Annotated in this window: 14 protein-coding genes; 6 read left to right on the forward strand and 8 right to left on the reverse strand. The window is 63.9% G+C overall.

The window, feature by feature from the left end; all coding sequences use genetic code 11:
• Positions 1-109: 109 nt before the first annotated feature.
• Positions 110-1240 carry a fumarylacetoacetate hydrolase family protein gene (locus tag HPQ62_RS19440; protein WP_174804256.1) on the forward strand — a complete coding sequence of 377 codons (1131 nt, stop codon included), beginning with the start codon at positions 110-112 and terminating at the stop codon, positions 1238-1240.
• 25 nt (positions 1241-1265) lie between these two features.
• Positions 1266-2783: an aldehyde dehydrogenase (NADP(+)) gene (locus HPQ62_RS19445; RefSeq protein ID WP_174804257.1), complete on the forward strand. Its 1518-nt coding sequence runs from the start codon at positions 1266-1268 to the stop codon at positions 2781-2783.
• Between the two features lie 60 nt (positions 2784-2843).
• On the opposite strand, the gene HPQ62_RS19450 is transcribed toward HPQ62_RS19445, so the two are convergent.
• Complete coding sequence (locus HPQ62_RS19450) at positions 2844-3920, reverse strand: glycosyltransferase family 4 protein (protein WP_174804258.1); 1077 nt, start codon at positions 3918-3920, stop codon at positions 2844-2846.
• Between the two features lie 263 nt (positions 3921-4183).
• Between HPQ62_RS19450 and HPQ62_RS19455 the strand changes: the two genes are divergently transcribed.
• Positions 4184-4939, forward strand: coding sequence for a Crp/Fnr family transcriptional regulator (locus HPQ62_RS19455; protein ID WP_174804259.1), 756 nt, complete (start codon positions 4184-4186; stop codon positions 4937-4939).
• A 62-nt stretch (positions 4940-5001) separates the two neighbouring features.
• Here HPQ62_RS19455 and HPQ62_RS19460 read toward each other — a convergent pair whose 3' ends face one another.
• The 7 genes from HPQ62_RS19460 to HPQ62_RS19490 form a co-directional block, all read right to left on the reverse strand.
• Entirely contained in the window at positions 5002-6090 is a 1089-nt protein-coding gene (locus HPQ62_RS19460) for a Gfo/Idh/MocA family protein (RefSeq protein WP_174804260.1), read from the reverse strand.
• Positions 6091-6102: 12 nt separating this feature from the next.
• Complete coding sequence (locus tag HPQ62_RS19465; protein WP_174804261.1) at positions 6103-6888, reverse strand: ThuA domain-containing protein; 786 nt, start codon at positions 6886-6888, stop codon at positions 6103-6105.
• Between the two features lie 159 nt (positions 6889-7047).
• Positions 7048-7323, reverse strand: a complete 276-nt coding sequence (locus tag HPQ62_RS19470; protein WP_174804262.1) for an HPr family phosphocarrier protein — start codon at positions 7321-7323, stop codon at positions 7048-7050.
• Between the two features lie 8 nt (positions 7324-7331).
• A complete protein-coding gene (locus HPQ62_RS19475) occupies positions 7332-7733 on the reverse strand; it encodes a PTS sugar transporter subunit IIA (RefSeq protein ID WP_174804263.1) in 402 nt (133 codons plus the stop codon).
• Between the two features lie 157 nt (positions 7734-7890).
• Positions 7891-8373, reverse strand: a complete 483-nt coding sequence (locus HPQ62_RS19480; RefSeq protein ID WP_174804264.1) for an HPr kinase/phosphorylase — start codon at positions 8371-8373, stop codon at positions 7891-7893.
• A complete protein-coding gene (locus tag HPQ62_RS19485; RefSeq protein WP_174804265.1) occupies positions 8370-10139 on the reverse strand; it encodes a sensor histidine kinase in 1770 nt (589 codons plus the stop codon). Before HPQ62_RS19485 ends, HPQ62_RS19480 begins: the two co-directional genes overlap by 4 nt.
• 42 nt (positions 10140-10181) lie before the next feature.
• Positions 10182-10898, reverse strand: coding sequence for a response regulator transcription factor (locus HPQ62_RS19490; protein WP_174804266.1), 717 nt, complete (start codon positions 10896-10898; stop codon positions 10182-10184).
• Between the two features lie 325 nt (positions 10899-11223).
• Between HPQ62_RS19490 and HPQ62_RS19495 the strand changes: the two genes are divergently transcribed.
• From HPQ62_RS19495 to addA, 3 genes are all read left to right on the forward strand, one after another.
• Positions 11224-12831, forward strand: coding sequence for a phosphoenolpyruvate carboxykinase (locus HPQ62_RS19495; protein ID WP_174804267.1), 1608 nt, complete (start codon positions 11224-11226; stop codon positions 12829-12831).
• A gap of 178 nt (positions 12832-13009) precedes the next feature.
• Entirely contained in the window at positions 13010-16201 is a 3192-nt protein-coding gene (addB, locus tag HPQ62_RS19500; protein ID WP_174804268.1) for a double-strand break repair protein AddB, read from the forward strand.
• On the forward strand, positions 16191-19724 hold the full coding sequence (addA, locus tag HPQ62_RS19505; RefSeq protein WP_174804269.1) for a double-strand break repair helicase AddA: 3534 nt from the start codon (positions 16191-16193) through the stop codon (positions 19722-19724). The genes addB and addA overlap by 11 nt, the downstream gene beginning before the upstream one ends.
• Positions 19725-19848 lie beyond the last annotated feature (124 nt).

Consider the following 19848-nt stretch of genomic DNA (forward strand, 5'->3'; position numbering starts at 1 on the left):
ATGCGCTGAATGGCGGCCCTTCCGGGCGGAACCTGCCGTTCTCCGGTGCGAAGTGCTTGCGCGGGCGCTGAAATTCCGCATGCTGGCAAACGTTTGACGGGAGGCAGGCATGATTGATGACAATAAAGGCACCTATATCGGCCGCGTGATGGTTCCAGAGGGGCCGGCAATCGTAACGCTGCGCGATGGCGGGATATACGACATTACCGCGAAGGCCGCGCCGCTGGTGCGCGATATCTGCGAAATGGCCGATCCGGCAGCCTATGTCCGCAATGCCGAGGGCCGTCATCTCGGCACGCTCGAGGAGATCGCCGCTGCAAGGCCGGGTGATTCGGACAGGATCCATTTTCTGAGCCCCTGCGATCTTCAGGCCATCAAGGCCTGCGGGGTCACCTTTGCGCGCTCCATGGTCGAGCGGGTGATCGAGGAGAAGGCGGACGGCGATCCGAAAAAGGCGGAATCGATCCGTGCACGAATCGGCGAAAAGATCGGCGACAGTCTCAGAAATATCGAGGCGGGCTCTCCCGAAGCGGCTGCGGTCAAGCAGGCGCTGATCGCGGAGGGCCTCTGGAGCCAGTATCTGGAGGTCGGCATCGGCCCCGACGCCGAAGTGTTCTCCAAGGCGCAGGTCTTGTCCTCGGTCGGGCCGGGCGCCGATGTCGGCCTTCATCCGGTTTCGAAGTGGAACAATCCGGAGCCCGAAATTGTTCTCGCTGTATCGTCGACGGGCAGCATTGTCGGCGCCACGCTCGGCAATGACGTCAATCTGCGCGATGTCGAGGGTCGGTCGGCCCTGCTGCTCGGCAAGGCCAAGGACAACAATGCTTCGGCGGCGATCGGTCCGATGATCCGGTTGTTCGACGATGGCTTTACGCTCGATGACGTGCGGAAAGCGGAACTGACGCTGACGGTGGAAGGCGAGGACGGCTACACAATGACGGGACACTCATCGATGTCCGAGATCAGCCGCGATCCGGTGCATCTCGTCAGCCAGACCATCGGCCGGCATCACCAGTATCCGGACGGGCTGATGCTCTATCTCGGCACGCTGTTTGCCCCGACCGCCGATCGCGACGTTCCGGGTGAGGGCTTCACCCACAAGGATGGTGACCGGGTGACGATTGCGGCGCCCGGGCTTGGCTCGCTCGTCAACACAGTTCGCCTTTCGACCGAATGCCAGCCCTGGACCTTCGGCATTCGTGCGCTGATATCCAATCTGTCCGAGCGCGGACTGATATGAAACCGATACCTGGAGGAGACCCTCAATGACCTTCGAACCCCATGGCATGCACCTGATCGGCGGAGAGTGGAAGGAAACCGCTCAGCGTTTCTCGTCCCAGCCCGTCAGCGGTGCATCGCTCCAGTTCAGCGAGGCCGATGCGGACGTCGTCGACGAGGCTGTCAAATCCGCCGAGGCGGCGTTCTGGGACTATGGTTATACCGACCGCCATGCCCGCGCGGCCTTCCTGGAGAAGGTTGCCGAAGAAATCGAAAGGCGCGGCGCCGACATCACCGCAATCGCCACCGCCGAAACCGGACTGCCGGAACAGCGGCTGGAAGGCGAACGCGGCCGGACGGTCGGCCAGCTCCGGCTTTTTGCCAGCCATATCAGGCAGGGCGATTATCTCGACCGCCGCCATGATGCGGCAAAACCCGATGCAACGCCGCCGGCTCCGGACCTGAAGCTGGTGCAACGGCCGATCGGCCCCGTCGCCGTATTCGGCGCGTCGAATTTCCCGCTCGCCTTCTCGGTTGCTGGCGGCGATACCGCCTCTGCCCTTGCCGCCGGATGTCCGGTGGTGGTGAAGGGGCATCCCGCCCATCCCGGCACCTGCGAGATCATCGCCGAGGCGATTGCGGCGGCTGCAGAAAAATGCGGAATTCACCCCGGCGTCTTCTCCATGCTGCAGGGCGCCTCCCATGAAGCGGGGACGCTGCTCGTGACCCACGATCTCATCAGGGCCGTCGGCTTTACCGGTTCGCTCGCGGGCGGGCGGGCGTTGTTTGACCTTTGCGCGCGACGCGAGGAGCCGATCCCGTTTTTCGGCGAACTCGGTTCGGTCAATCCGAATTTCCTGCTCCCCGATGCGCTTGCCAATCGTGGCGACGAGATTGCGAAGGGCTGGGCGGCTTCGCTCACCATGGGCGTCGGCCAGTTCTGCACCAATCCCGGGCTCATGGTCACGCTTTCGGGGCCCGAGGCCGATCGGTTCACCGAAGAAACGGCGGATGCGCTCTCGAAGGTGGGCTCTGCGGTCATGCTGACAGAAGGCATTGCGACGGCTTTCCGAAAGGGCAGCGATGCGATTGCCAATGCCTGCGGCGTGAAGACGCTGATCAAGGCGGAAGCGCGCGGCAGAAACGCAGCGCCCGCGCTCTACAAGGTCTCGGCCAAGGCGTTCATGGAAGACCCGTCGCTTGCGCATGAAGTCTTCGGCCCGCTCGGCATCGTCGTCCTTGCTTCGAATGCGCAGGAAATGCGTGCGGTTGCGGAGCGGCTGGAGGGCCAGCTCACCTGCACGCTGCACATGGACAACGATGATACCGAATTTGCCCGGACGCTGATGCCGGTGCTGGAGCGCAAGGCCGGACGCCTGATTGCCAACGGATTTGCGACCGGCGTTGCCGTCAGCGACGCGATGATCCATGGCGGCCCCTATCCGGCCTCGACCAATTTCGGGGCGACATCGGTCGGCACCATGGCAATCCGGCGCTTCCTGCGGCCGGTCAGCTATCAGAACATGCCGGCTGCCCTGCTGCCGGATGATCTCCGGCACAAATGACAAGGCGCTCCCCGGCCAAGCCGCCGGGCGGCCCGTTCACGGCACGGCCCTTCACGTATTTTATCTGGAGGGACCTGCCGGGGCGGCGATATCGATCCCCGTTGCCCCTTCATTGGTGAAAGCGCGGGCTTCCGGCTGGCCGGTGAGCTTGCGCGCCCAGATTGCTGCGATGGCCGAAAGGCGGAACTGGGGTGAAACGGGAAGAACCGGCAGTGCCTTTTGCCACTCCTCGATTTTTCCGGCGAGCGCCGGGAGGTTGCTTGTGTCGATGCACTGGCCGCCAGCGCCCAGGATTTCACGATTGATGTCGAGCGCTTCGTCCGCAATGACCGGTGTTCCAACAGCATTCGCTTCCGCAAGCGGCAGTCCGAAGGGCTCCTGATAGCGGGTCTGCGGATAAAAGATGCAGAGCGAACGGCGCATCTGGTCGATCATCTCGTCATCTTCAAGCCGGCCAAGGAAGGTCACGCCTGCCGGCGGCTTGCCATCAGGCCAGATCATGTTGCCGGCTTCGGCGATGTCCAGCCGCAATTCCGGCAGAGCCTGGCGGAGCAATTCGAACTTGGTCAGGACTTCGGACATGCCCTTCAACGGCGTGCCGGGAAAGAACATGCGGTTCCTGTCGCGCTGTGTCGCGTTTGGCAAAAGCGTGTCATCGACCGGATTATAGATCGAGCTGATCTTCGGAAGCCTTTCGTTCTCAGCGCTCAAGAATTCGCGGACATGGCGGGCATGGGACTTGGAGACGCAGACGATCTCGATATCCGCGTCCGCCAGGGCATTGCCCATGCGGCGGTTGTGGCGGCCGGGATTGGAATGAAGACGCAGCATGATCGGGCAATGCGGATTGAGCCTGCGCGCCTTCAAGGCCGCCTTCCACGAGCTGATCACGACAATCGCCTGCACGCCGGCCAAATCGTCGGCACGCATGGCTTCGATCGGGCGATAGAAACCACAGCTATCCCGGTCGATATCGTTCCGACCGTTCTGATAGAAGTGGAACCGGAAATTTGAGCCCTGGATCCGCGCCACCCGCATTGAAATGGCTTCAGCGCCGCTCAGCGCACCGCTCTCGAGCGCGCTCAGCGTGTACGGCGTGAGGCAGTAGGGATCGATGACGGCGATGGCGGAGGACATTATAACGCCTCCCCGTGCCGAAGGCCCGCGGGCATGGACATATGGTTTCTCCTCGTTCTCGTCATCTAACTGGACCGCCCTGAGACGAAGCGCATTAAACTGGTTACAAATAGAGACGAATTGAGGTGAAAAGGTGCGATACGGGAAAAATCTGCCAAGAAACGCGCACTGGTTGATTGCGCTTTGCGCCATCATTCCGCCATAATTGCTGACGCAATGCAGCTTCCACCGACCATAACTTCTCTTCCGGGAGGCCTTCACACATGAATATGCACAAAAAAAGCTGCCTTGTGCAAAGGCTTTCGCATTACACTGATCTCGACGAGACCTCGCTCGACAGCATTGCCCGTTTCGAGCGCGAGGAGAAGGATGTCTCCAAGAACGAAGAGATATATCAGGAGGGCGACCACAATATTCATCTCTACGTGGTCAAGCGCGGATGGCTTTACAGCTATGCCGACCTGAAGGACGGGCGCCGGCAGATCGTCGAGATCCACCATCCCGGCGACATTATCGGCTTTCCCGACATCGCCTTTACCGAGCGCACCACGGTGCTGAAGGCGGCCGAGGATGCCCGGCTTTGCCCGTTTCCGAAGAAGGACCTGGATGAGGTCTTCAAGGCCTCACCCCAGCTTGCCGCGTTGCTGTTTGCGCTTGCCGTGCGCAACCAGGTGATCATGATCGACTTCCTGCGGGCGATCGGGCGGATGAGCGCGCGCGAGCGGATCGCCTATTTCCTGCTCGACATGCAGGCGAGGCTGCGCGTCACCAACAAGGTGACGCCCGGCATCTTCCGACTGCCGCTGAACCAGACCGAAATTTCGGACGTGCTGGGCCTGACCAATGTCTATGTCAGCCGCAGCTTTACCGCGCTGGAAAGAGACGGTCTGATCAGCCGCTCCAACGGAACGGTCGAAATCCTGGAGGAGGAGCGCATGAAGCAGATCTGCGATTTCTCCGATCGCCATACCAAACTCGATACCACCTGGTTTCCAGGCGCATACGCGACCGCCGGCTGAAAGGCCACCGCGAACATGATCTCCTGAACGCGGTGGCGAAGGCTTGCGGGCGGCGCTTCAGCTCACGCGTCGGCGGCCTTGTCGAGCGGTAGCGATCGGTTTCCCATCTCGCCGGAACGGCCTGCAAGGTCGAGCACCTGCTGCAGCTCGGCCCCGCGCAGGAACGTCGGCTCCGCCGCCGCCTCGCCGCGGATCGCGGCAATGAAGCGCTCGTAGATGGTTGCGACCGGCGGGCAGTCGATGTCGATCCATTCTTCCTTCAACAGCGCGTCCGTTCCGATCGCGGCCCGCAAATGGCTGGTGCCGCGCTCGAACAGGACCTGCAGGCCGCCCTTGTCGCCATAGATCCTCAGGCGCAGATCATTGTGGTGTCCGGAGGCAAAGCGGGTTGCGGCAATGGTCCCGATGGCGCCGTTATCCAGGTCCATATGCATGACGAAACTGTCATTGGCATCGAGTGTGTAGTCGCCGATCCGGTCGTCCGGCGCCTTGTGGAACACGGCCGTGCGGCAGGAGACGGAGCGCGGCGCCGATCCCGCGGCATAGGTTGCGAAATCGATGATGTGGATGCCGACATCGCCGAGCGCGCCCTTGGAGCCGTGCGCCGTGGACAGGCGCCACAGCCAGCCGGGCTCGCTCTTCCAGTCGCCCCAGGCCGCCTGCGTCAGCCAGCTTTGCAGATAGGATGCCTCGAAATGGCGGACGGTGCCGATCGCGCCCTCCGCGACCATGGCGTGGGCCTTTTCGAGCGCGGCAACCTGGCGGTAGCTGAGATTGATCATGTTGACGATGCCCGCCGCTTCCGCAGCCGATGCCATTTCGGAGGCGAAGGCATAATCGGTGCTGAGCGGCTTTTCGCACAGCACGTGCTTGCCCGCCTCGATCAGCGGCATGGTGGTGGCATAGTGCACGCCGTCGGGGGTGACCACGGAGGCGGCATCGAAATCGCAGGATGCAATCGCCTCGGCAAGGCTTGTGAACCGGCCCTCGATCCCGTGCCGGTCGCAAAACGCATCGAGCACCTCCGCACGGGGATCGACACCTGCGACCACCGTGACACCGTCGATCTTGCGATAGGCGTCCGCATGCGCGCCGCCCATTCCGCCGGTGCCGACGATCAGCACCCGCACGGGTTTCTTCCTGGTCTTCATGGGGTCACTCCGTCAGCGAAAGCCGTCTTCACCGGGGTTGTGCAGCGTTTCGCCGCGCGCGGTGATCTTCTCCGGGGCCTTCTCGACCGGCACATTGGGGGCCGCCGTCGGCTCGGCGATCCGCCTTGCGGGGTTGTGGGCCCACTGCACGGCGTTGGTGATCACCCGCTGGACATTGGCGTCGTGATAGGTCGGATAGGTTTCGTGGCCGGGCCGGAAGTAGAATACATTGCCGGCGCCGCGCTTGTAGGTGAGGCCCGAGCGGAACACCTCGCCGCCCTGGAACCAGCTCACGAACACGGTTTCGAGCGGTTCCGGAATGCCGAAGGGCTCGCCATACATTTCCTCATGTTCGAGTTCGAACATCGGGCCGACGCCTTCGGCAATCGGATGATTGGCGGAGGTCACCCAAAGCCGTTCGCGCTCGCCCGCCTCGCGCCATGTAAGATTGCAGGGCGTGCCCATCAGCCGCTTGAAGGGTTTCGAGAAATGGGCGGAGTGCAGGAAGATCATGCCCATGCCGCTCCAGACGGCCTCGCAGACCCGCTCGACGACCGCATCGGAAACGTCGCCATGCGCGGCATGTCCCCACCATAGCAGCACATCGGTCTCGGCAAGCCGTTCCGCCGTCAGGCCGTGCTCGGGGTCCTGCAGCACGGCGGTGTCGGCTGAGATAAGCGCGCTGCGGGAAAGGCTCTCGGCAATGGCGGCATGCATGCCGCGGGGATAGAGTTCGGAAACGGTTTTGTTGGTCCGCTCATGGACATTCTCGCCCCAGACCAGTGCTCTGATTGTCATGTCATGTCATCCTGCTATCGCATTTCGCAGTCAGCTGGTAACAGCCGACATGCGCGGAAATGTGTCAAAACAAATAGATAGATCGGCTTAGCGTCTCCCTGAAACGGCAAACACGTCTCGACGTCTCGCTTCAGGTCCGCTTCACCCGCCTGGGCGGGCTCAGCATTCCTCGCCGAAACGGTCTGAAACCAGCGCTTCGATCGCATCGAGCGCCTGGTCCGCTTCCGCGCCGGCGGCTGACACAAGGATAGTGCTGTTGATGCTGGCGGCAAGCATCATCAGGCCCATGATCGAGGTTCCGCCAACCTGCATGCCATCCTTGGCGACAGTGATCGTCGCATCGAACTTTTCGACCGTCTGGACGAATTTGGCGGAGGCACGCGCGTGCAACCCCCTCTTGTTCACGATCGTCAGGCGGCGGGTCAGGGGTTCCATGTCGCCGGTCAGTTCCCGCTCAACACGCGGCTTGCGACATTGATGTAGCGGCGGCCGGCATCTTCCGCTTCGGCCAGCGCCTTTGCCATGTCGTTTTCCTGGCGCACGGCAACGAGCTTGATCAGCATCGGCAGGTTGACGCCGGCGATCACTTCTGTTGTGCCGTTGTTCATCACCGAAATGGCAAGGTTGGAAGGCGTGCCGCCGAACATGTCGGTGAGGATGATGACGCCATTGCCGCCATCGACATTGCCGACCGCGCGCACGATATCGTCGCGGCGGCGATCCATGTCATCTTCCGGGCCGATCGAAATCGTCTCGATGGCATCCTGGGGCCCAACAACATGCTCCACTGCAAGGCGGAATTCCTCCGCAAGGCGGCCATGGGTCACAAGAACCAGTCCGATCATTCACGACGCTCCTTATTCGGCAGAAAACAGGCCGATCAAGTGCGCATCTTGTCGAAGCGGGCGGGAAGTGCAAGCCAAAAGGCTGAAATTCTCACATGAAATCAGAGAGCGTGGCATGGCTGATACAGCCCGGCCACACGCGTGGCGTGCGCGCCTCTCAGCGGTCGGCAAAACGCGGCGTTGCAGCAATCCCCTGGGCAAGCCCGGGACACAGGGCGCAAAGGGCTGCAAACGGGTCAGCGTCCGGAAACCGGAGCCTTACGAGCGGCACGCCGTGGCCATCGGAAACCGCAAGCGTTTCTGATGGATCGGGCAGCCGCTCGGCCTTTGCCGGATCGACCGGAAGAAGGGCGAAATCGATCACCGCTTCCGCCAGATGGTCGCGTTCGACGATGCCCGTGCCGCGGATTTCCATGAGGCCGGCAATCGCGGGCGGCGCGGACGCCAGAACCCGGCCGTTGCAGATCGTGATGATGACCTGGTCGTCGGCAATCAGCGCTGCGAAAAGCCCGTCGCGTTGCGCTGCTGCCATAAGCGAAAGCGCAAGGGCGCTTTTGCCTGCGCCCGAGGGGCCGGTGATCAGGATGCCCGTTGCGCCGAGCACGATGGCTGTTCCATGCAGATTGTGCGGCGCGCTCATGTCGCCTTGCCGGTGGCGGCCGGCAGCTTCAGCGTAAAGCGCGCGCCCGTCACCTGGCCGGTTTCATGATCGGTCACGTTTTCCGCCGCCAGCGTGCCGCCATGGGCTTCCGCGATCTGGCGGGAGATCGACAGGCCGAGCCCGGAATTCTGACCGAAGGCCTCGCCGTCCGGCCGGTCGGTGTAGAACCGCTCGAAGATCCGCTCCAGCGCATCCGGGCGAATGCCGGGTCCGTTGTCGGTGACCGTGACGATCAGCTGCGCCCTGGTGCGCGTCAGCGCGACGTCGACGCGGCCGGTCTGTTCCGGCACGAAGGAACGGGCGTTCTCGATCAGGTTGGTCACGATCTGGCCGATGCGCAGATCATGGCCATAGGTGTCGAACGCGGTCTTGCCATGGTTGCCGGGATGGGCGGAAAAGCCGATCTGCACCTTCTTGTGGCGTCTGCCGGTCTCGCGAGAGATCTTTACCAGATCGTTGAGCAGAGCCTCGACGTCAAAGCGCTTGGCATCCTCGCGGGCAAGTTCGGCATCGAGCCTCGATGCATCGGAAATATCGCTGATCAGCCGGTCGAGACGGCGCACATCGTGCTGGATGATCTCGGTGAGGCGGGCTTTCGATTCCTCGGTTTTGGCGAGCGGCAGGGTCTCGACGGCGCTGCGCAGCGACGTCAGCGGGTTCTTCAGCTCGTGGGCGACATCGGCCGCGAAGCTGTCGATCGCATCGATCCGGTCGTAAAGCGCGGTGGTCATTTCCCTAAGCGCCGTCGACAGATGGCCGATCTCGTCCTGGCGGGCGGAGAAATCCGGGATTTCCTCGCGCTCGCGCGGCCCGCCGCGACGCACGCGGACCGCGGCCTCGGAGAGGCGGCGCAGCGGGCTTGCAATCGTCGAGGACAGCATGAAGGACAGGATCATGGTGACGAGGGCGGTAACGCCGAAGACGCGGATGATCGCGATCCGCTCGGCATGGACGATCTCGTCGATATCACCGGCCTGGGTGGAAAGCAGCAGGACGCCGAGCACGGCGCGGAAACGCTGGATCGGCACGGCGACCGAGACGATCAGCTTGCCCTTGTCGGTGACGCGGACGACGGCGGAGCGTTGCGCATCTAGCGCCTTGACGACTTCGGGATAGATCGAACCGTCGCCGCCGGGTGCCTCTTCGTAGCGCGGCAGATTGCCGGGCTGGAGGAAGCGGTTCATCAGATTGCCGAAGCGGGTGCCGATCCCTTCGCCATCCCCCTGGCTTGCCGCCGGAAGGTCATAGCGCAGCACCTGGCCGCGCGAATAGAGGTAGCGCGAATCGAGGATCAGATTGGCGTCGGGATCGAAGATCCGCGCCCGGGTGCGGGTCGGCGAGATCAGCCGCCTCAGGATCGGCGCCACTTTTTCCGGGTTGAGCGGAAAGCGCAGATCCTCGTCGCTGGTGGTCGGGCGCGCACTTTCGCCGGCCTGCAGTTCCAGAAGCTTCTGCGGGTCGATCGTCATCGTGTCGGTCTCGACGGAGGCCGACGAGGCGATGGCGCCTGCGATGATCTCGCCCTGGGTCAGCAGGCTTTCGACGCGGGCATCAATCAGCCCCTCGCGGAACTGATTGAGATAGAGAATGCCGCCGACGAGGAAGAACAGCGCCAGAAGGTTAAAGAACAGGATGCGCCAGTTGAGGCTTGAAAACACGGTCGAGGCCAGCAGCCACCGCGCGACGGCGAATGGCTTTCGCCAGCGCCTTGCCGGCTTTGCGGTCTTTGCTTTGGTCTCGGTCATCGCGCCCTGTTCAAGCCGGCGGCTTAGCCGGCATACGGTCCGTCAGGCCGCTTCGCGGAAACGGTAGCCGACGCCGTACAGCGTTTCGATCATGTCGAAATCGGTATCCACGATCTTGAACTTCTTGCGAAGGCGCTTGATGTGGCTGTCGATGGTGCGGTCGTCGACATAGACCTGATCGTCATAGGCCGCATCCATCAGCGCGTCACGGCTTTTGACCACGCCGGGGCGCTGGGCGAGCGATTGCAGGATCAGGAATTCGGTAACGGTCAGCGTCACCGCATCGCCCTTCCAGGTGCAGGTGTGGCGTTCGCGGTCCATCACCAGCGGTCCGCGTTCGAGCGGCCGGTTGGCCTCGCCCTCGGCGGGCTTGGTGCCGTTGGCGGCGGCCTCGCGGGCGGCGACCCGGCGCAGCACCGCGCGCACGCGTTCGACCAGAAGGCGCTGGGAGAACGGCTTGGTGATGAAATCATCCGCCCCCATCTTGAGGCCGAACAGCTCGTCGATCTCCTCGTCCTTCGACGTCAGGAAGATCACCGGCATGTCGGATTTCTGCCGCAGGCGGCGCAGCAGTTCCATGCCATCCATGCGGGGCATCTTGATGTCGAAGATCGCAAGCTGGGGCGGGTTCGCCTGCAGCCCCGTCAGCGCGGTCGCGCCGTCGGTATAGGTATCGACCCGATACCCTTCGGATTCGAGCGCGATCGACACCGATGTCAAAATGTTACGGTCATCATCGACCAGAGCGATCGTCTGCATGAGGTCTCCCTGTCAGCAAAGTGTTCTTGGGACCACGTCCCTTATCTTCATTTCTAGCATTTCTTGGAAAGAAACTGGAACAAATTGTGGCAAGGGCAACCCCGGGGCATTCCCCTATCGGGTTAAAACGGCTTGGCTGCCGGTTTTAGGTGGTCCTTTAAAGCTATGAGAATCCAAGGAAATTTTCGTATTTCCGTCATACGTCGATTTTCTTTAATCGATTAAATGCATGATTTCATTATCTTTTGCGACTTTCCCAGTTGTCGCATGCGAAATAATTTAATATGTTTTTAAAAAATTAGATTTGCTTTTGAAAGGCGGAGCAATGGCAGAGCATGGGATCTACAATCGCGAATTCCCGATCGAAAAAATGGGGCTCACCGGCGCCGGATCGGTCTACTACAACCTTTTGCCGGCAGAGCTCTGCGAAGAATCAATCCGCCGCGGCGAGGCTGTCCTGACGGCAGGCGGCGCGCTTCGGGCGCTGACGGGCCAGCATACGGGCCGTTCGGCGAAGGACAAGTTCGTGGTCTCGGACAACACCACGCGCGATCAGATCTGGTGGGACAACAACAAGGCGATGTCGCCGGAACATTTCGCGCTTCTGAAGGCAGACATGCTCGCCCATGCGGCGGGCAGGGACCTGTTCGTGCAGGACCTGATCGGCGGCGCCGATGAGAATAACCGCCTGCCGACGCGCGTGATCACCGAATATGCCTGGCACGCCCAGTTCATCCGCAACCTGCTGATCCGTCCGGATCGTGATGCGGTGGAGGATTTCACGGCGAAGCTCACCATCATCAACCTGCCGTCCTTCGTGGCCGATCCCAAGCGCTACGGCTGCCGCACGGAGACAGTGATCGCCTGCGATCTCGTCAACGGTCTCGTGCTGATCGCCGGCACGTCTTATGCCGGCGAAATGAAGAAGTCGGTCTTCACAGTGCTCAACTACCTGCTGCCGGAACGCGGCGTGATGCCGATGCACTGCTCGGCCAATGTCGGCGACGGCGACGATGCGGCGGTGTTCTTCGGCCTGTCGGGTACCGGCAAGACCACGCTTTCTGCCGATCCCTCGCGCACGCTGATCGGCGATGACGAACATGGCTGGGGCGAGGAAGGTCTCTTCAATTTCGAAGGCGGCTGCTATGCCAAGACCATCCGGCTTTCGGCCGAGGCCGAGCCGGAGATCTTCGCCACCACCAAGCGTTTCGGCACGGTGCTGGAAAACGTCGTGCTCGACGCCGACCGCGAGCCCGATTTCGACGACGGATCGCTGACGGAAAACACCCGCTGCGCCTATCCGCTCGACTATATTCCGAATGCCTCGCGCACCGGGCTTGCGCCGCACCCGAAGACGGTGATCATGCTGACGGCGGATGCCTTTGGCGTGCTGCCGCCGATTGCGAAACTCACGCCCGAGCAGGCGATGTACCACTTCCTGTCCGGCTACACCGCCAAGGTTGCCGGCACGGAAAAGGGCGTGACCGAACCGGAAGCAACGTTTTCGACCTGTTTCGGCGCACCCTTCATGCCGCGCCACCCGACCGTCTACGGCAATCTGCTGAAAGCGCTGATCGCCAAGCATGACGTGCAGTGCTGGCTGGTCAACACCGGCTGGACCGGCGGCGCTTATGGCACCGGCAGCCGGATGCCGATTCGCCAGACCCGGGCCATGCTTGCCGAGGCGCTGTCGGGCCGGCTTGCGGATGCGGAATTCCGGTCTGACGAGAATTTCGGCTTCGCCGTTCCGGTCGCAGTGCCGGGCGTCGATGCGGCGATCCTGAACCCGCGCGGCACCTGGGGCGACCCTGCCGCCTATGACGCGCAGGCGAAGAAGCTGGTCGACATGTTCGTGAAGAACTTCGCCAAGTTCGAAGATCACGTCGATGACGGCGTCAAGGCCGCCTCGCCGAAACTTCTCGCAGCCGCCTGAGGAGGAGGATGACGCCCGGCTTCGGCCGGGCGTGTCCGTCTTCCCCTTCTCCCCGCAGGGAGACGATGCCGAAGGCCGGATGAGGGAACAGCGCTTGCGCCGCCGCGCTACGCTTCGTAAAACCTGACAGGCAAATCGGGGAGCGCTTCCCCGGAGCGCCAGATCAGGGAGCGAGTGTGTGACGGAACGGCGGGCGACATTGTGGACGATACCGCCGGGCACGCCGTTTCTGGAAACGCTCGCCGCAGCCCTCATTGATGGGCAGCTGACGGGCGCGTTCCGCCATGATCCCAAAAATCCGTTATCGCTCGCCGATGTGAAGATATTCCTTCCCACCCGCCGTGCCGTGCGTGAACTCCGCGCGGAATTTGCCGCAGCCCTTGGCGGCGAGGCGGCGATCCTGCCGGAAATTCGCGCGCTGGGCGAGGTTGACGAGGATGAGGGCTTTCTCGGCGAAACGCTGCCCGAAGCGGGCGAACTGTTGCCGCCGATCGAACCGGTGCCGCGCCTTTTGGAACTTGCCGGGCTGATCCTGCCCTGGCGCAACCGGTTGTCGGATGAGCTTGCAGGCCTTCACGGCGGCTCGCCGCTGGTGGCCCCCGCAAGTCCGGCCGATGCGGTCTGGCTTGCCCGCGATCTTGCCGAACTGATCGATGCGATGGAAACCGAGCGGGTCGACTGGGAGCGGCTGTCGGCGCTGGAGCAGGACAATTACGCCGTCTGGTGGCAGCTGACGGCAGAGTTTCTCGGCATTGCCGCGATCTATTGGCCGGGCCGGCTCGAAGAACTCGGCCGTTCGTCCGCCATCGCCCACCGCAACGCGCTGCTTTCAGGCGAGGCGGAGCGGCTTCGCGCCACGAACGGTCCTGTCATCATCGCCGGCTCCACGGGTTCGGTGCCGTCGGTGGCGGGCCTGATCGAAGCGGTGGCGGAAAAGAAAGACGGCGTGATCGTGCTGCCGGGCCTCGATACCGCCATGAGCGAGGAAGACTGGCAGGCGCTGACCGCCCCCGACATCAACCCGGCCATGCCCGACCCCTCGATCCGCAGCCATCCGCAATATGAAATGGCGAGGCTGCTAGCGCGGCTCGGCGTTTCCCGCGGCGATTTTGCGCCGCTTCGGCCCGCTCCTTCCGACATGGCGGCGCGCCACGGCGTGCTTGCCGCAGCCTTTGCACCCGCCGAGGCGACCGACCGCTGGGAAGCCTGGCGCGACGGCCTCGACGCCGATGATCTGCGCCGCGGCTTTGAAGATGTCGCCCTGGTCGAGGCATCCAACGAGCGTCAGGAAGCCGTCGCCATTGCGGTTGCGCTCCGGCTTGCGCTGGAGCGGGACGGCGCCGATGGCAGGCCCGCGCGCGCCGCCCTGATCACGCCGGATCGCAATCTCGCCCGCCGTGTGGTGGCAGAGCTCGGCAGGTTCCGGATCGACGCGGATGATTCCGCCGGCACGCCGCTTGCCGATACCGGGCAGGGCACGTTGTTGACGCTGATGCTGGAGACGGCGCTGAAGCCGGGCGATCCGGCAGCGCTCGCAGCCCTGCTCAAGCATCCGCTGGCCCGCTTCGGCCTTTCGGCCCGCGCCATGCGGGGAGCGGCGGCGGCCTTCGAGCTGATCGCGCTTCGCGGCGGCACCAAACCGGTGGCGCTCGGCGACCTCCAGACATTTTTCGATGACGCGCTTGAAGCGCAGGCGAAGGACCGGCATGCGCCGCGCTGGCGTTCCGCGCTGCCCAAGACCGCCGCCGAGGATGGACGCGATCTTGCCCGTCGCATCGACCAGGCGCTCGCGCCCCTGATCGCCGCCCATGTGGCGCGCGGGCCGGACCGGTTGCCGATTACCGAGACGATTGCGATTGCCGACTGGGCGGCGCGCACCGGAAAGGCGCTCGAAGCGGTAGCGCTCCCCGAGGATGGCGATCTGTCTGCGCTCTGGAGCGGCGAGGCGGGCGAGCGCCTTGCTGCCGTCCTCTCCGAGATCATGGGCGCCTCCACCCCGATCGAGGCGGATGGGCCGCAATGGATCGAGATCGTGGCAGCGCTTTCGGCGTCGGAAGCGGTCAAGCCGCGCCAGATGGGCAATCCCCGTGTCTTCATCTTCGGCGCGGTCGAAGCCCGGCTGCAGGAGATGGATACGATCGTGCTTGGCGGTATGAATGAGGGCGTGTGGCCGACGCAGCCGAAAAACAATCCTTTCCTCTCGCGCGGCATGAAGGCGGAGATCGGGCTGGAGCCGCCGGAAAAGCGCGTCGGCCAGCTTGCCCATGATCTCTGGATGGCATCCGGCGCGCGCCATCTCGTGTTCTCGCGGGCGCTCCGGCAGGGCAGCGCGCCGACGGTCGCGAGCCGATGGTTGCAGCGCTTGCTCGCCTTTGGCGGCCCCGGCCTTGCCGCTGATCTGAGATCGCGCGGCGCGGTCTTCAGGGATTGGGCGGAACAGCTTGACATTGCGCCCAGACAGCCGATCCCCGGACGGCCCGCGCCCTATCCGCCGGCCGAGCGCCAGCCGGAACGCTATTCCTTCTCCGAGATCGGAAGGCTGAGGCGCGACCCTTATGCGCTTTATGCCCAGAAGGTGCTGAAACTCGATCCGCTGCTGCCGTTCAACGGCGATCCTGGCGTCAAGGAACGCGGCATTCTCTACCATGCGCTCGCCGAGCGCTTCATCGAATCCGGCGCGGCGCCCGATACCGAAGCGGGCCGGGCGGCAATGGATGAGATCATCGCCACGCTTCTGATCGAGACCGAGCTTGCGCCGCATCTGGAGGTCAGCTGGGTGCCGCGGCTGCGCTCGGTCGCTGCCGAATTTCTGAATTTCGAGACCCGCAGGCGCGCAGTGACGCCGATCGAAACATCTTTGACGGAGGTGGCGGCGGGTTTCGATATTCCGCTCGCAGGCGTCAGACTGACCGGCATCGCCGACCGCATCGACATTCTAGAGGATGGGAGCGCCGAGATCATCGATTACAAGACCGGCTCCTCGCCATCGCTGAAACAGGCGCGCACGCTGCTCGATCCGCAATTGGCGCTTGAAGCCGCAGCCCTTGCCGCCGGTGGTTTCAAGGATGTGGCGCCGATGACCGCCAGAAGCCTGCAATATGTCCGGCTTCGCCCGGCGCACCGGTTCAATGGCGAGGTGCTGGAAAAGGCCGAGACCGGCAAGGAGGCCGCGATCACCGCAGAGGAGCTGGCAACCGACGCGCTTCGGGAATTTACCCGGTTCGTGATCGCGCTGAAATCCGGCGAGCGACCCTTCACCTCGCGGCTGATCCCGGCAAGCGCGCGCGATTTTACCGGCGATTACGATCATCTGGCCCGCGTTGCCGAATGGTCGACGGCCGATGACGGGGAGGGCGGCGATGACGCGTGAGACCGGACCCTACGATGCCCCGCCACACGACGCCGATGCCGCAAGCTGGCTGACCTGGACGACGGGCCGCCAGCGGCTTGCCTCGGACCCCGCCCGCTCCGTCTGGGTTTCGGCCAATGCCGGCTCGGGCAAGACCCATGTGCTGACCCAGCGGGTGGTGCGGCTGCTGCTGGCCGGCGCCAGGCCATCGGCGATCCTGTGCCTCACCTATACCAAGGCGGCGGCATCCGAAATGTCGAACCGGGTCTTCAGGAGGCTTGCCGAATGGGCGGTGCTGCCGGAGGCCGATCTCGCCGCCGAAATTGCCGAAATCGAGGGCATGCGCCCTGACGCGCTGAAGATTGCGATGGCGCGGCGGCTGTTTGCCCATGCGCTGGAAACGCCGGGCGGGCTGAAGATCCAGACCATCCACGCCTTTTGCGAGAGCCTGCTGCACCGGTTTCCGCTGGAAGCCAATGTCGCCGGGCATTTCTCGGTTCTGGACGATACCGCCGCCGCAACGCTTCTCGCCGATGCCCGGCTTGGCCTTCTGACCGCGACGGCGAGCCGCGAGGATCCCGCCCTTTCCGAAGCCTTCCAGACCGTGTTGGACATCGCCGATGACAGCGGGCTTGAGAAGCTGCTCGGAGAGATCGTCGCCAACCGCCACCAGATGCGGCCTTTTCTCGAGCGGGCGCGGGGCAGGCTGGAGGCCGAATTGCGGGAGGCCTATGCGCTGGGCCCGGAAGCATCATCGGAAACCATTGCCGCCGAAGCCTGGCCGCTGCCATCGCTTGGCGAAGGCAATCTCTCCGCACTCATCGCCATCGCACGGGCCGATGGCGGCAGCCGGTCGGCGCAATTTGCCGATGCGCTTTCTGCTGCCCATGGCGCGGATGACCCGGGTCTCCGCTTTGCCCATCTGGAAGATGCGTTTCTGACCAAGGCGGGCGTGCCGAAGGCCGAGCGGACGCTGGTCTTCAAGAGCCTGCGCGACAAGGCGCCGGAGATTGCCGAGGCGGTGATCAAGGCAGCAGAACACATCTTTTCCGTCCGCGACCGGCTGATCCGCTACCGCATCTTCGAAAAGACGCTTGCCGCACTCACCCTCGCAGACCGGCTTGACCGGCGCTACGAGGAGCTGAAGCGCCGGCGCGGCAAGCTCGATTTCGAGGATCTGATCGCCCATGCGGCAAGCCTGCTGACCCGCCCGGATTCCGGTCAGTGGATCCATTACAAGCTCGATCAGGGCATTGACCACATTCTGGTCGATGAGGCGCAGGATACCGCGCCCCTGCAATGGGATGTGGTGCGGGCGTTGAGTGAGGATTTCTTCTCCGGCGCGGGCGCGCGGGCGGGCCGGCGCACCATGTTTGCGGTCGGCGATGAAAAACAGTCGATCTATTCGTTCCAGGGCGCGCGGCCGGAGCGCTTTGCGGCGGAAGGCCGCCAGGCGGAGCGGCGGGTGTTGGCGATCGATGCCGATTTCGCCCGGATCGGCCTGCCGCTCTCGTTCCGCTCCACGGCCTCGGTGCTGGCTGCGGTCGACCGGGTATTCTCGGTGCCGGAAAACCGCAAGGGCCTTTCGGCCGAAGATGAGGCGACCGTCCATATCTCCAACCGCATCGGCCATCCGGGCTCGGTGGAAGCCTGGGAGGTGATCGCGCCGGCCGAGATCGTCGAGACCGATGACTGGACCGCCCCCTTTGACGCGACACCGGACGAGGCGCCGGCGGCGCTGCTTGCGCGCCGGATCGCCCATCGGATTGCGGCGATGGTCGGCACCGAAATGCTCGCCGATGGCGAGACCATCCGTCCGGTCGAGCCCGGCGACATTCTGGTTCTGGTCAGAAAGCGCGACGCCTTCGTCAATGCGCTGACGCGGGCGCTGAAATCGCCCCATGACATTCCCGTTGCCGGTGCCGACCGGTTGCGGCTTGCCGATCACATCGCGGTCAAGGATCTGATCGCGCTGGGCCGCTTTGCCGTATTGCCCGAGGACGACCTGTCGCTGGCGGCACTTTTCAAGAGCCCGCTTCTGTCGCTGTCCGAGGACGACCTTTATGCCGTCGCGGCGCTGCGCAAGCCTTCCGAACATGTGTGGTCGGCGTTGAGGCGGCTTGCGGCAGCGGGTGACGAGGCGCTTCAGCGGACGGTGTCGGCGCTGGAGCGGATCGTCAATGCCGCCCGCCGGCGCACCGCGTTCGATTTCTACGCCGGCATCCTTGCGCGCGAAGGCGGCAGAAAGGCGTTTCTGGCCCGCCTCGGCAGCGAGGCCGGCGATATTCTCGATGAATTCCTGAATGCGGCCAAGGGCCATGAGGATACCGGTCTTCCGGGGCTTCAGAATTTTCTCGACGTGCTCGAGACCGGCGGCCTGGAGATCAAGCGCGAGCAGGATCAGGGCCGCAACGAGGTCAGGATCATGACGGCCCATGCCGCCAAGGGGCTGGAGGCGCCGGTGGTGTTTCTGGTCGATGGCGGCGGCAAGCCGTTCGAGACCCGCAATCTCGCGGGCTTCCGGGTGATGGCGGATGCCGTGCCGGTCTGGCACGGCAGTGCGCGCGATGCGGATTCGACCGTGATGGCCGATCTTGCCCGCCGCGAGGCAGAGGCGCAGGAAGAATATCGCCGCCTGCTTTATGTCGGCATGACGCGCGCCGCCGACCGGCTGATCGTCGCCGGCTATCGCGGCCGCACCGAAGTGGCGGATACCTGGCACAAGATCGTCTGGAGTGCGCTTGAGAGTGACGAGCGTACGGTGACGTCCAGGATGACCGGCGAAAGCGGCGATGAATGGCAGGCGATGGTGTTCGAGGAGGCCATTCCTCCGCGCCGGTTCGCGGCATCGGCAAAGGCGTCCTCCGCCGCGGAACGGCCGGGCCTGCCCGAAGCCCTGCTGCGCCCGTTTGCCGAGGACGTCCGGCCGAAGCCGCCGCTCAGCCCGTCGCGGGCAGGGCTTGCGGTGGAGGACCCCGCGCCGATGACGGCATCGCCCCTGTTTGCAAAGCCGGAGATCAATCTGGCGCTTGAGCGCGGCCGCCTGGTGCACCGGCTTCTGCAGATATTGCCGGGCTTCGATGACGGCGACCGCGATGCCGCCTGCCGGCGCTATCTCGACCGTGCGGCTTTCGCCTTGCCGGAGGGAGAACGTGCTGCAATTGCGGCAAGCGTGCTTTCGGTGATTGCCGACCCCCGCCTTGCCGCGCTGTTCTCGCCGTCCGCAAGGGCGGAAGTCTCGGTTGCCGGAAGCGTGCGGCTTGCGGGCGGAAACTATGCCGTTTCGGGCCGGCTCGACCGGCTTGCGGTCGATGGCAATCGCGTCTTGCTGGCCGATTTCAAGACCAACCGCAACCCGCCGGGCGAGGGGGAGACGCCCCCCTTCAGCCATGTCGCACAGATGGCGGTCTATCGCGAGATCCTGGAGCCGCTCTATCCCGGCCACGCCATCGATTTCCTGCTGATCTATACCGAGACCACGTCCGTCAGGGTTCTGGGCCCTGCAGAGCTTGACGAGGCGCTTGCCGGCCTTGCGTCAAAGTGAAACCGGCGGCATTGATTTTTTCCGCAACCATGCTCACATGCTTATCACGTTTTGCGAAGGCCGGTTTGTGCTTCGGCCAGGGCATTTCGCAGTCAGGTGGAAACACCTGACATCCCGCGAAAAT

This window comes from Martelella limonii, from assembly GCF_013344475.1.
GTDB classification, from domain to species: Bacteria; Pseudomonadota; Alphaproteobacteria; order Rhizobiales; family Rhizobiaceae; genus Martelella; species Martelella limonii.